We start from the raw sequence: 11,933 nt of genomic DNA on the forward strand, positions 1-11,933 counted from the left end.
CGGCCGCAGCCGGCGCAGCGCCGGCTCATCCCTGCAGGGCGACGGCATGGGTGACCAGCAGACGACGGATGCCGTCGGTCAGGTGCGAGCAGGACAGGGTCGCGCCGGAAATGTTGCGGATATCGCTGCCGGTGACCGGCGGATGCGCGGCGTCCTTGCCGACGAACTGATCGCGCCAGCGCTCGTTGCGGACCTGGCCGCCGTAGCCTTCGCGGTATTCCATGATCTCGACCTTGCGCACGGCGCCGTCGGCGTTCAGTGCCAGCGCGTAGGTGATGAAGTCGTGCTTGCCGATCACGCGATCGATATAGAGCCAGCCGCCGTTCTCGGCCTGCCAGACGTGCGGGCGCGGATCGCTGACGCCGACGCCGGAGCGTTTGGCGATCTCGCTCATCTGCTCGTTGCTCAGCAGCAGCGGGATCGGGCTCAGCTTCACGCCCGGAAAAAGTGCCGCCTGTACCTGCTGCACGTCGAAATAGACCTCGGCATGGCAGGGCGCGCCGGCGAGCAGGGCGACGGGGGCGAGCCAGCGAAGATCAGGGCGTGAGTTCATGAATGTCTAAGCGGTAAGAACGACGCCCTCATTTTGTAGCCTGGGCCAAGCGCAGCGTACCCCGGGGCATCGTGGCATCCGTCGACGCTGGGGTTCGCTGCGCTCGCCGCCAGCCTGCGGGCCGAAAAAGCGCGGAAGAAAAGCGTCGAAGAAGCGTCGCGAGCGAAGGCGGATTGTCCGAGGACGGAGCGGAGACGCCGCAGCGTACATTAGTACGTGAGGACGTCGAGCACCGCCCGCGGGCAAGCCGCCGAGCGCAGCAGCTTATTCGGCGCTTTTCTAGTTGTAGTCCTCATCCAGCGATCTCAGAAAGTCGGTCAGCGGCGTGACGTCGGCGTCGCCGATGTTGATGTCGGCGATCTTCGGATCGACGTTGCGCACGCTGCCGTTGCGCGCGGCGACCGAGTTGCGCTGGTAGAACAGGATCACGTCCTCGACTGTTGCCTCCCGGCCGGTGTGCAGATACGGCGCGGAATGACCGAGATCGCGCAGGCCCGGCGTCTTGAACGTCGCGATCGCGGCGTCGAGCATGGCCGCGTCGTCGTCGCAGGACGCCAGCGTCAGGCTGCTGCACAGCACGCTGTGCAGCGGTGCCTGCGACGAGGCGTAGTCGCCATTGGCGAACGTCACCCAGGCGCCGAGATCGGTGGCGAGCGCTTGTTCGGCGCGCGGCGCCTCACGGAACAGACCCTGATAGTCCGGATGCGCCGGCGTCGCCGGCAGGTATGGCGCCGGATCGGCGTTGCGTTGCGCCAGAGTCGGGATGGCAAGTGCCGCGAAGCTGCCGGCGCCGTGCAGGGCGTCGTATTCGTCCTGGGTCGCGCCGGTGTTGTGCAGCCCGAAGTCGGTGAAGTCCGGCGGCATGTGGCAGGCCACGCAATCGGCCTTCGCCGGATCGAGGAACAGGCGCAGGCCGGCGAGTTCGCTGTCGGCGAATTCGAATTTCTCGCCCGGGTGGAACTGGTAGCTGCGCGTGCCGTTCGGCACCAGCTTGAGTTTGCGGCCGTCGTTCAGTGCGGCGCGCAGGCGCGCGGCATAGTCGGCGGGCGACTCGCCTTCGTTCGGCGCGCGCGGCAGATCGTTGAGCTGCAGGAACAGATCGTAGGGCGAACCGTCGTTGAGCCCGGTTTTCGGATTGCGTGAAAATTCCAGTTGCCGCACATAGGCCGCCACCAGTTTGGCGACCGCGGCGACGATTTCATCATCGCTCGCTGTCGTGACATCGATGCGGTAGGGCGCCGGCAGCCTGAATGCGACCGGCAGACTCGGATCGGTGCCGAGCAGTACGCGGCGATAGCTGCCGCCGCCGTCGATGGCCAACGCGCCAGTGCCGTTGTCTTCGCGAATCACCTTGGCGATGTGTGCGATTGCCTGCGCGTATTCGTCCGGCAGCCAGCCGTAGTTGCGGCCGGTCATGGTGCCGATCACGAGCTGTTCCAGCGACGTGAATTCGCCGTCGAAGTGGTAGAGCAGGGCATTGGCGCGCGGCAGCGAGGCATTGACCAGCGCCGGCGAATTGCGCGCGGTGACAGTCGCGGTGTCGCCGCGGTCGGCACGCGACGGCACCGGGCTGCGCACGGCGAAGTCGGCATAGGTGCGCATGCCGTCGCCATCGGCGTGGATCGCGTCGTCGACCAGATGGCACTGGCGGCAGTTCATGGCCTCGCCCTTGAACGGGCCGGGGCGATTCCGGCCGTCGGCGGCGATCACCTCGTCCATCACCGGATCGCCCGGACGCAGCGCCGTGTTGGTGTCGATCGCGTGTGCGGCGAAGTATTGCGAGAAGCGCGTATCGAGAAACAGGCGCTCGCCCACGCCGACTTCGGCCGGATCGTCCTTCTGCGCCTGTTGCACGGCGCCCGAGCCGCCTTTCGAACACGCGACCAGACTCAGCGCCAGCAACAGGCCAACGGCGGCATTGCGCATCATCGCCGCCTCAGAACTGGTAGCCGAGGCCGAGATTCAGGCCGTCGAAGTCGGTGGCGCCGGACTGCCACTGCAGGTCGGCCTTGAGCACGACGTCGGGCACCAGCCAGTAATTGAGGCCGACATTGGTCTGATGCACGGCGGTCTTCGCCGCCAGCCCGCCGTTGTCCCAGACGTTGTAGCGCGCGAACACGCCGAGCGGCTGCAGGACGCGATAGCTGGCCTCGACGTAGCCGCCGTCCTGCTTGTCGCGGTTCAGTGCCTTGGGCGCGTCACCGGTCAGCATGAAGCGAGCGTACAGGGCGCGCAGTTCGGCGTCGCCGAACTGGTAGATGCCGTGCGCTTCGAAGAATTCGGCGTGACCGACATTGGCGATCGTGCCCTGGCCGCCATCGACCTGATACAGGCCGCTGACGCCGAGTTCCAGACCCGGGATGCCGCGATACAGCACGCGGCCGGTGTAGGCCGGCGAGTTGGCGGCGCCGACACCTTCCGGTGTCGCGTGCTCGGGCAGGAATTCCGAACCGGCGTCTTCGTTTTCGACGTGCAGGCCGCCGGTGAACGCGAAGTCGACGCTCAGGCCGTTGGCGAAGCTGGCGGTGGTAAGGAAGCCCTTGTCCGACCAGGTACTCGGCAGAATGAAGGTTTCGACCGGGTTGCGATCGACGCCGTAGAAGGTCGGCGGCTCGTGGTGTTCGTTGATGATGCCGACCGGCATCAGAAAGTAGCCGGCCTTGGTTTTCAGCCAGTCGGTCCAGTCGTGCTCGACCCAGACCTGTTCGGCCTCGACTTCGCCGCCTTCAGCGGTGCCGTCGGCGTTTTCGACGAACTGATGTGCAATCTCCAGTTCCGAACCGAAGCGCGTGTGCGCGTCGAACTGATGGCCGAAGAACACCACGAAGCGTTCGACATCGGTGGTTTTCTGCGAATCGAGGTCGTTGAACACGATCTCGCCGTAGCCGCCGACACTGGTCGACTGCTGATCGGCTGCGGTTTGGCTGGCGGCCGGCGTCGCGTTCGCCGGCGTATTGGCGACGGTGGCGCTGGCGGCGGCCGGCGGGTTCTGCGTGGCGATCTGCCGTTCCAGATTCTCGATGCGCTTCTGTTGCTCGGCGACGATGCGCTTGAGTTCGGCGATGTCGCTGTCGGTGTCCGCAAAGGCGGCGAACGGCAGCAGGGTGCTGCTGCAGATGGCAGCAGCGATCAGAGTCTTACGCACGCGAGTTCCCCAGGGTGAGCGTTGTTGTCGTCGCGGCAATGCAATTGCCATCGATAACGAGAAATATTACCACTACCAATCAAGAATGAAAGGCGTTGGTTATTTCCTGCTCAGGCACCGCGCCGCGTGCGGCCGGCGCCGGTATCGGGGTTCACCTGCTGTGGTGGTTGCGGAGCTCGCGCCGTTCGAGGCGCAGCAGGGCGGCGCTCAGGCGGTCGAGATGATGCGGACGCAGGTCGGTGAAGCGCAGACCGAGCCGCAGTGTGCGGCCACTGCCGGAGCGCGTCCGAACCTCCGCCTGTACCGGTACGCTGCTGCCTGGCAGTTCGATCAGCAGTTCGAGCTTGTCGCCGACCATCAGCACGGGTGCGTCGTGGGCCGTGCCGCCGGCACCGAGCACCGAGACATCGGCAACTTCGAAACGGAAATGGGTCTGATCGAGGCGCGCGGTGCTGGCCGGCAGTTTCGACGCCGCCGGCACCGGCAGGCGCCGCGTGACGCGCCGTTCATGCAGGCGGATGCCGGTCGGGATGGCGATCGCCAGCGCCGGTGCGCCGTCGTGCAGCAGGCGGCCGATCACGGTGCTGTTGAAGTTCAGCTCGGCGCCGTCGAAGCGCGTGCGCAGATGCAGCAGGGTTCCGGGCACGGACAGCGATTCCGGCAGCGTGTCGATCACCACGCGCCGCAGCATGTGCTGGACCAGCAGCACCGTCGTCGCATGGGAATCTTCGTCACCGGCGCGGCGTACCGAGATCAGACTGTTGAAGCGACACAGGCGCCGCAGCAGCGTGTCGATGCCGATGCTGTCGTCGACTTCGCGCGAACCGGACGGCGACGGCAGCTCGGACTCGGCGGATTCCGCGATGCGCGGACTCATGCGGCACCGAACTGGCGGGCGCTGAGACCGAGCGGCGCGTAGCCGCTGCGGCCATACAGCTCAGGTGTGCCGGCGGGTCGGAACGCCCGCAGGGTCTGCTTGAGTTGCGCTTCGCGGCTGCCGAGCAGGACGGCGTTGTCCTGATTGGCGGCGCGGCACTTTCCGGCCAGCTCCAGCAGCTCGTCCCAGAGTGCCGGCAGGCCGTTGCGCAGGCTGACGAACCAGCCGTCGAGACTGCCGGCGTGTGCGGCCTTGCGCAGCTGCAGCAGCGTATTGCCGAGCGTCTGCAGCAGGCCGGCGGCTTCCGATTTGCTCTGCGTGATCGTTTCCAGGCGGGCGACATCGGAGGCCATCAAGGCCTGACGTTCCTCCTGCATGATGCCGAGCAGCTTCTTCGCGCAGTCGCGCTGCGCCTGCAGGTTGGCTTGCAGCTGTTGCGCGATGTCCGGGTGGGCGAGTGCAGTCATCCGTAGAGCTCCCATTCGCTTTTCATCATCCTGGCGGCAATCGCCTGCGGATCGATCCTGTAACTGCCGTTGGCCAGTTCGGCGCTGACGCCGGCCACGCGTGCCGGATCGACACCGGACGCGGCACTGGCGGCGCTGGCGGTCTGCTGCAGGAGCTGGGCGTCGGCGGTGAGGCTCAGCGAATCGCCGGCCGGCGCGGCACCGGTCTTGGCGAGCTTGCCGTCGGCCTTGCCGGCAACGGGCGCCGACGTGCGCGTCAGAGACGCATAGCTGTCGACCGTGCCGCCATTGATCTTCGTCGTCATCGTCCTGCTCGAAAGTCCGGGTCTGCGAACTTAGCGGCAGCGTCAGGCGGAACTTGAGGGCGATCGTCGCTTATCACAGCTCGACGACACCAGGCGCGGTGATCGTGCCTTCGACGATGCGCCTGGAACTGCTGTTCTGGACGCGAATGCGGCTGCCCTTGCCGCCATCCGCCATCGCCTTGCCTTCGGCGCGGACCTCGATGCCGGCGGCGCGACCGATCAGCGTGACGAGGTCGCCGCGGCGTACGCAGCGTTCGGCCTCGACGTCGGCCGGCGAGACCGCCTGTCCGGCGCCGATCGGGCGGCTGAACTCGCTGCCGACCAGGGTGGCGGCGTCGCTGACGAAACCGAACGGCAGCTGCGCGACATCGCGGGTCTCGCTGTGCAGGACGCTGGCGTCGACGCGCTCGCCGCGGCGTACCGCGCGCGTCAGGACCAGCACCGGGCGCAGATCGCGGACGCGGACCGGTACATAAAGTGTCCAGGCCTGCGGCGCCGGGCAACGCACCGTGACGCTGGTCGAAGCGCCGCGCGTGGCGCCCGGTTCGGCGACTGGCACCGCAGCGCAGGCGGGCAGGCGCAGGCGCGGGTCCATGGCGTCGGCACTGACCTCGGCACTGGCTGGCAGGTTCTTCTTGACCGCCGCTTCGGCGACATCGCGAATGCGCGCGAGCGGCTCGATCGCCTCGTCGGCGCGGGCGCCGGCAATCGGCAACGCATACAGCGCCGCCAGTACGGAGGCGGCAAGGGCGCGGCGGCGTCTGGAATGGTTCGACATGCCCGAAGCAGGCAAGCGCCGTTCCAGCCCTGCGCACCGGGCTGCTCAAGTCGCGCGCGTGGCGGCCGATAGCGGTTCATGGCGTACGGACTTCTCGAAAGCATCGACAGCAGCACCCGCCTGGCCGGACACAACCGGCTTGCCCTGTTGCTGTTCCGGCTCGGCACGCGTCAGATTTTTGGCATCAACGTGTTCAAGGTCCAGGAAGTACTGAGCGTGCCGACGCTGACACACATGCCGGGCGCGCATCCGCAAGTGCGCGGCGTGCTCAATTTGCGCGGCCGCGTGGTGCCGGTCATCGATCTGCGCAGCGCGATCGGCCTCTCTGATGACGACAGCCTGCCGCCGCCGGCGCATCTGGTCGTCGCCGAGTTCAACCGCAGCGTGCAGGCGTTCCTGGTCGCCCAGGTCGAACGCATCGTGCATCTGGACGTCGCCGAACTGAAGCCGCCGCCGGCTGCCGATACCGACGGCTATCTGACTGCGATCGCACGCTTCCAGAACCAGGACGTCGGCATCATCGACGTCGAGAAGGTGCTCGCCGAAATCCTCGGGGGACCGGTGGGGCTGTCGTCGCAGCTCAGCGACGCGATACAGCATCTCGATGCCGGTGGTCTCAAGGTGCTGGTCGTCGACGACTCGCGGGTCGCGCGCTCGCAGATCGAAGGCGTGCTCGATCAACTCGGTATTGCGACCCTGAGCGCCAAGGACGGTCAGGAAGCGCTGGATCTGCTGCGGGATCTGGCGGCAAAGGCACCGATCGACGAACAGTTGCTGATGGTGATCTCCGATGTCGAGATGCCGACGATGGACGGTTATCGACTGACGACGGAAATCCGTCACGACCCGGCGCTGCAGCATCTCTATGTGCTGTTGCACAGTTCGCTGTCCGGTGTCTTCAACACGGCAATGGTGGAAAAGGTCGGCGCCGACCGTTTCATTGCCAAATTCAGTTCCGACGAACTCGCACAGGCCGTGATCGGCCGTCTTGAGAACCTGATCGCGACGCACTGATTCGCCGGAATCCGGGCTGTCTGGCACATGGCTTGCCTCGGGGGGTCAGACCCACGAGGACATCGACGATGGCCATCGACAACGCGACATTCGGCATCCAGGAGCAGGCGCTGCAAGTGCAGCGGCGGCGGCTGGAGCTGATCGCGGCCAACATCGCCAACGCCGATACCCCCGGTTTTCAGGCGCGCGATCTCGACTTCCGCAAGGTGCTCGAAAGCGTCCAGAACGCCGCGACCCCGGATGTCGTCGACAAGACCCTGGGTGACGCAAAGCCGCAATACCGCGTTGCGCTGCAGCCGGCGGTCGACGGCAACACCGTCGACGTGCAGGTCGAGCAGGGGCAGTTTGCCGACGCGACGCTGCGCTATCAGGCGAGCCTCAGTTTCCTCGACGGCCGCATCAAGAGCCTGATGACCGCGCTGAGCGGCCAGTAGGAGGACTGACGCATGTCTTCATTCCGCATCTTCGACATTGCCGGCAGCGCGATGAGCGCGCAGTCGGCGCGACTCAATACGGTGGCCAGCAATCTCGCCAACGCCGACGCCGTATCCGGCAACCCGGACGACGTCTACAAGGCGCGTCTGCCGGTCTTCAAGACGATCAATGAGCCCGGCAGCCAGGACAGCGCCGGTGTGCAGGTACTCGGCATCGTCGAGAACCAGGCGGCGCCGCAGAAGCGCTACGAGCCCGGCAATCCGATCGCCGACAGCGACGGCTATGTCTATGCGCCGAACGTCAACGTCGTCGAGGAGATGGTCAACATGATCTCCGCGTCGCGTTCCTATCAATCGAGTGTCGACGTGATGAACACCGCCAAGGATCTGGCGATGCGCACGCTGACGCTCGGCAAGTGAGATCGAGATGAGCACCTCCGCGGTCGACAGCAGCAATCCCTACGCAGCGCTCGGTCTTGCCGTGAACAAGACCAGCGACAGCAAGAGCGGCAACGCGCTCGGCGAAGACGCGTTCCTCAAGCTGCTGACCACGCAGCTGCAGAATCAGAATCCGCTGAACCCGACCGACAACACCGAGTTTCTCGGCCAGCTCGCGCAGATCAGCACGGTGTCCGGCGTGCAGTCGCTGAACGATTCGTTCGCGGCGCTTTCCAGTTCGCTGACCTCGTCGCAGACCCTGCAGGCGGCGCAACTGGTCGGCCACAACGTGCTGGTGCCGAGCAGCGCCGGCTATCTGCCGGGCGGCGGCACGCTCGATGGCGCGGTGGTGCCCACCGGCAGCGGCACGGTCCAGGTCGATGTCGTCGACGCCAGCGGTCAGGTCGTACGTACGCTCGATCTGGGCCAGCAGTCGGCCGGTGTCGTCAAGTTCTCCTGGGACGGGACGGACTCGAAGGGCACGACGCTCGAACCCGGTACCTACAAGCTGCAGGCGCGCCTCACCCAGGGCGACACGCAGACCGCACTCGACACTTATGCATCCAGCACCGTACAGAGCGTACAGCTCGGCTCGGACGGCCTGACGCTCGATCTTCAAGGCATCGGGGCCTTCGCCCTGAGCGACGTCGCGCAAATTCTCTGACGGCCGAAAAATGACTGCTGTCATGCGCCCGGCTGCCCTCACCCCACCACCCGCTCCGCGGGCGGTCCCCCCCTCTCCCACGTCGTGGGCGAAGGACAGCGGACTCGCTGCGCGAGATTCACGCTAACGGAGTTCACTCATGCCTTTTCAAATCGCGTTGTCCGGACTCAATGCGGCCTCGGCCGACCTGAACGTCACCGCCAACAACATCGCCAACGTCAACACCACCGGCTTCAAGTCGTCGCGCGCCGAGTTCGCCGATCTGTTTCCGATCTCCGCCTACGGCCTGGCGTCGAACGCGACCGGCATCGGCGTGCGCACCGCGCGCGTCGCCCAGCAGCTGTCGCAGGGTTCGGTCAACACCACCGGCAACACGCTCGATCTGGCGATTTCCGGCGAAGGCTATTTCACGCTGTCCGACAACGGTGCCACCGTCTACTCGCGTGCCGGTGCGTTCGGCACCGATGACCACGGCTATGTCGTGAACGCCGCCGGCCAGCGCCTGCAGGTGTTTCCGGCGACCGCCAACGGCAGCTTCGACACTGCGCAGCTCGGTGACCTGCAGCTGTCGAGCACCACCAATCCGCCCAGGGCGAGCACGGCGATCAGCGCCAACATCAACCTGCCGTCGACCGATTCCGCACCGACGACCACGCCGTTCGACGCCAGCGATGCCAGCAGCTACAACCAGACCCGCTCGCTGACCGTCTACGACTCGCTCGGCACGGCGCATCAGGCGGCGATGTACTACGTCAAGGGCGCCGCCGCCAACAGCTGGGATGTGCACGTGCAGGTCGACGGCAGCGATGTCGGCGGCGGCACGGTCACCTATTCGTCGAGCGGCGCGCTGCTGACACCGGCCGGCGGCGATCTGGCGCTCAACAGCTACACGCCGGGCAACGGCGCGGCGGCGATGAACCTCAACCTCGACCTCGGCGATTCGACGCAGTACGGCGACACCTTCAGCCTCAATACCCTGACCCAGGACGGCTACACGACCGGCTCGCTGACGACGGTGGAGATCACCGCCGAAGGCGTCGTCCAGGCGCGCTATACCAACGGCCAGGCCACGCCGCTCGGCCAGATCGCCCTGACGCGGTTCCCGAATCCGCAAGGTCTGCAGCAGCTCGGCAACTCGACCTGGGGCGAAACCTATGTCGCCGGTCAGCCGATCCGTGGCGCCGGCGACTCGCCGAATTTCGGCGGCATCCAGTCCGGTGCGCTCGAAGGTTCCAACGTCGATCTGACCGCACAGCTCGTCAACATGATCACCGCGCAGCGCAACTATCAGGCGAACGCGCAGATGATCTCGACCGCCGACCAGATCACGCAGACCATCATCAATCTCCGCTGATGGCTGCCGCGCTTGCCATGAGCGCCTTGCTCGTCGCAGCGAAGTCCTCGGGGGCTTCAGCCTGCTGCGGCTTCGCGATCGCTGGCATCTCGTCCTCGCGACGCTTTCGGCGCCCCGGCGCGTCATCGGTCGAGCACTGAGGAACGTCCATGGACCGCGCACTCTATGTTGCGATGACCGGCGCCAGCGAAACGCAGCGTCAGCAGGCGATCAACAACAACAATCTCGCGAATGCCTCGACCACGGGCTTTCGCGCCGAGTTGCTGGCCAGCGCCGCGCAGGCGGTGCAGGGGCCGGGGCTGCCGACGCGCGTCAATGCCGCGGCACAAAGCCTGGGCTGGGACTCGCGCGGCGGCAACATCGAACAGACCGGACGCAATCTCGATGTCGCGTTCGGCGAGAACGCCTGGCTGGCGGTACAGGCGCCGGACGGCAGCGAGGCCTACACCAAGGCCGGCGATCTGCAGCTCGACGCCGGCGGTCAGCTGCGCACCGCCAGCGGCCTCGCCGTACTCGGTGACGGCGGCCCGCTGAGCTTGCCGCAATCCGCGACGACGCTGATCGGCGGCGACGGCACGATCAGCGTGCAGCCGCTCGGCAGCGGCACGGAAGCGCTTGCCAGTGTCGGCCGCCTGCGCGTCGTGCAGGCCACGCCGGATCAACTCGAACGCGGCGTCGACGGCCTGATGCGCGCCAAACCCGGGGTCACGCTCGATGCCGCCAGCGGCAAGGTCGTGATGAGCGGCGCGCTCGAATCCAGCAACGTCAACCTGCCCGAGACGATGGTCAACATGATCAGTCTGGCGCGGCAATTCGAATTGCAGACCAAGCTGATGAAAACCACCGAAGACAATGCCGCGGCGGCTTCGACGCTGACGCGCATGGGAAATTGATCGGGCGCTTGATCGCGGCTTGCGTCGCTCCTGCAAAAAACCGGCAGGCACGACTGCCGGCGCCAATCGTGGGCAGCAAACCTGCAGGAGCGACGCAAGTCGCGGCCGCTGCGATCACCTCGCAGCTTCCAGTCCGGCGCCGACATTCCGTCACCGTGGCGCTGGTCCGGAACCTGCAACGCTCCTGCCAAAGACGGAATTCCGTCGGAGGCCAGTACCATGGATCAAGCACTCTGGGTCGCCAAGACCGGACTCGATGCGCAGCAGACGCGCATGACGGTCGTGTCGAACAATCTCGCCAACGTCAACACGACGGGCTTCAAGAAAGGCCGCGCCGCGTTCGAGGATCTGCTCTATCAGACCGTGCGTCAGCCCGGAGCGCAGACTTCGCAGCAGACACAGGCGCCGTCGGGCCTGATGCTCGGCACCGGCGTACGCGTGGTCGCCACCGAAAAGAGCTTCACGCAAGGCAATCTCTCGCAGACCGGCAACGCGCTTGATGTGGCGATCGACGGTCGCGGCTTCTTCCAGGTGCAGATGCCGGACGGCACGCTGGCCTACACGCGCGACGGCACGTTCCAGCTCGACAGCCAGGGCCAGATCGTCACGTCCAGCGGCTACCCGCTGCAGCCGGGCATCCAGATTCCCAGCGGGGCGCAGAGCATCTCGATCAGCACCGACGGCATCGTCTCGGCGCAGATGAGCGGCACCGCGCAACCGCAGCAGGTCGGCCAGATCCTGACCGCCGACTTCATCAATCCCGCCGGCCTGCAACCGAAGGGCGAGAACCTCTACACGGAAACCGCGGCCAGCGGGTCGCCGCAGACCGCGGCGCCCGGCTCGAACGGCTTCGGCGCGCTGCAGCAGGGCTCGCTCGAAGGCTCCAACGTCAATGTCGTTGAAGAGCTGGTCAACATGATCGAGACGCAGCGCGCCTACGAGATGAACTCGAAGGCGATCTCGACCAGCGACCAGATGCTGCAGTACGTCACCCAGAACCTGTGAGCCCGG

14 protein-coding genes are annotated in these 11,933 nt (G+C 66.3%); 7 read left to right on the plus strand and 7 right to left on the minus strand.

Translation table 11 applies throughout. The features are described 5' to 3' along the window. Positions 1 to 25: 25 nt before the first annotated feature. The 7 genes from G7Y85_RS06450 to flgA form a co-directional block, all read right to left on the minus strand. Entirely contained in the window at positions 26 to 553 is a 528-nt protein-coding gene (locus tag G7Y85_RS06450; protein ID WP_166253693.1) for an FMN-binding protein, read from the minus strand. A 279-nt stretch (positions 554 to 832) separates the two neighbouring features. Then, positions 833 to 2,482, minus strand: coding sequence for a cytochrome c peroxidase (locus G7Y85_RS06455; RefSeq protein ID WP_166253696.1), 1,650 nt, complete (start codon positions 2,480 to 2,482; stop codon positions 833 to 835). Positions 2,483 to 2,489: 7 nt separating this feature from the next. After that, positions 2,490 to 3,698 carry a porin gene (locus tag G7Y85_RS06460; protein WP_166253699.1) on the minus strand — a complete coding sequence of 403 codons (1,209 nt, stop codon included), beginning with the start codon at positions 3,696 to 3,698 and terminating at the stop codon, positions 2,490 to 2,492. A gap of 151 nt (positions 3,699 to 3,849) precedes the next feature. Continuing rightward, positions 3,850 to 4,575 (minus strand): flagellar brake protein, encoded by a 726-nt coding sequence (locus G7Y85_RS06465; RefSeq protein ID WP_166253702.1) that lies wholly within the window; start codon positions 4,573 to 4,575, stop codon positions 3,850 to 3,852. Then, entirely contained in the window at positions 4,572 to 5,042 is a 471-nt protein-coding gene (locus tag G7Y85_RS06470) for a flagella synthesis protein FlgN (RefSeq protein WP_166253705.1), read from the minus strand. The genes G7Y85_RS06465 and G7Y85_RS06470 overlap by 4 nt, the downstream gene beginning before the upstream one ends. Then, entirely contained in the window at positions 5,039 to 5,347 is a 309-nt protein-coding gene (flgM, locus tag G7Y85_RS06475; protein WP_166253708.1) for a flagellar biosynthesis anti-sigma factor FlgM, read from the minus strand. Before flgM ends, G7Y85_RS06470 begins: the two co-directional genes overlap by 4 nt. Before the next feature lie 73 nt (positions 5,348 to 5,420). Next, the gene (gene flgA, locus G7Y85_RS06480) at positions 5,421 to 6,140 is read right to left on the minus strand and encodes a flagellar basal body P-ring formation chaperone FlgA (RefSeq protein WP_166253713.1); all 720 of its coding nucleotides are present in this window, start codon (positions 6,138 to 6,140) and stop codon (positions 5,421 to 5,423) included. A 63-nt stretch (positions 6,141 to 6,203) separates the two neighbouring features. On the opposite strand from flgA, the gene G7Y85_RS06485 reads away from it, so the two are divergent. From G7Y85_RS06485 to flgG, 7 genes are all read left to right on the plus strand, one after another. Next, positions 6,204 to 7,139, plus strand: coding sequence for a chemotaxis protein (locus tag G7Y85_RS06485; protein WP_166253716.1), 936 nt, complete (start codon positions 6,204 to 6,206; stop codon positions 7,137 to 7,139). Between the two features lie 68 nt (positions 7,140 to 7,207). Next, entirely contained in the window at positions 7,208 to 7,573 is a 366-nt protein-coding gene (gene flgB / locus G7Y85_RS06490; RefSeq protein ID WP_166253719.1) for a flagellar basal body rod protein FlgB, read from the plus strand. Between the two features lie 12 nt (positions 7,574 to 7,585). Next, complete coding sequence (gene flgC, locus G7Y85_RS06495) at positions 7,586 to 7,993, plus strand: flagellar basal body rod protein FlgC (protein WP_166253721.1); 408 nt, start codon at positions 7,586 to 7,588, stop codon at positions 7,991 to 7,993. A 7-nt stretch (positions 7,994 to 8,000) separates the two neighbouring features. Beyond that, complete coding sequence (locus G7Y85_RS06500) at positions 8,001 to 8,675, plus strand: flagellar hook assembly protein FlgD (RefSeq protein ID WP_166253724.1); 675 nt, start codon at positions 8,001 to 8,003, stop codon at positions 8,673 to 8,675. A 139-nt stretch (positions 8,676 to 8,814) separates the two neighbouring features. Next, a complete protein-coding gene (flgE, locus tag G7Y85_RS06505) occupies positions 8,815 to 10,029 on the plus strand; it encodes a flagellar hook protein FlgE (protein WP_166253727.1) in 1,215 nt (404 codons plus the stop codon). A gap of 149 nt (positions 10,030 to 10,178) precedes the next feature. Further along, positions 10,179 to 10,922 (plus strand): flagellar basal body rod protein FlgF, encoded by a 744-nt coding sequence (locus G7Y85_RS06510; RefSeq protein ID WP_166253730.1) that lies wholly within the window; start codon positions 10,179 to 10,181, stop codon positions 10,920 to 10,922. A 219-nt stretch (positions 10,923 to 11,141) separates the two neighbouring features. After that, complete coding sequence (flgG, locus tag G7Y85_RS06515; protein ID WP_166253733.1) at positions 11,142 to 11,927, plus strand: flagellar basal-body rod protein FlgG; 786 nt, start codon at positions 11,142 to 11,144, stop codon at positions 11,925 to 11,927. Positions 11,928 to 11,933 lie beyond the last annotated feature (6 nt).

Source organism: Solimonas terrae (assembly GCF_011067135.1).
GTDB classification, from domain to species: domain Bacteria; phylum Pseudomonadota; class Gammaproteobacteria; order Nevskiales; family Nevskiaceae; genus Solimonas; species Solimonas terrae.

Coding starts and splice junctions, on each gene's coding strand:
- flgC (WP_166253721.1), top strand. CDS start 7,586: ATGTCTTCATTCCGCATCTTCGACATTGCCGGCAGCGCGATGAGCGCG.
- G7Y85_RS06500 (WP_166253724.1), top strand. CDS start 8,001: ATGAGCACCTCCGCGGTCGACAGCAGCAATCCCTACGCAGCGCTCGGT.
- G7Y85_RS06470 (WP_166253705.1), bottom strand. CDS start 5,042: ATGACTGCACTCGCCCACCCGGACATCGCGCAACAGCTGCAAGCCAAC.
- flgG (WP_166253733.1), top strand. CDS start 11,142: ATGGATCAAGCACTCTGGGTCGCCAAGACCGGACTCGATGCGCAGCAG.
- flgE (WP_166253727.1), top strand. CDS start 8,815: ATGCCTTTTCAAATCGCGTTGTCCGGACTCAATGCGGCCTCGGCCGAC.
- G7Y85_RS06510 (WP_166253730.1), top strand. CDS start 10,179: ATGGACCGCGCACTCTATGTTGCGATGACCGGCGCCAGCGAAACGCAG.
- G7Y85_RS06450 (WP_166253693.1), bottom strand. CDS start 553: ATGAACTCACGCCCTGATCTTCGCTGGCTCGCCCCCGTCGCCCTGCTC.
- flgM (WP_166253708.1), bottom strand. CDS start 5,347: ATGACGACGAAGATCAATGGCGGCACGGTCGACAGCTATGCGTCTCTG.
- G7Y85_RS06455 (WP_166253696.1), bottom strand. CDS start 2,482: ATGATGCGCAATGCCGCCGTTGGCCTGTTGCTGGCGCTGAGTCTGGTC.
- flgB (WP_166253719.1), top strand. CDS start 7,208: ATGGCCATCGACAACGCGACATTCGGCATCCAGGAGCAGGCGCTGCAA.
- G7Y85_RS06465 (WP_166253702.1), bottom strand. CDS start 4,575: ATGAGTCCGCGCATCGCGGAATCCGCCGAGTCCGAGCTGCCGTCGCCG.
- G7Y85_RS06485 (WP_166253716.1), top strand. CDS start 6,204: ATGGCGTACGGACTTCTCGAAAGCATCGACAGCAGCACCCGCCTGGCC.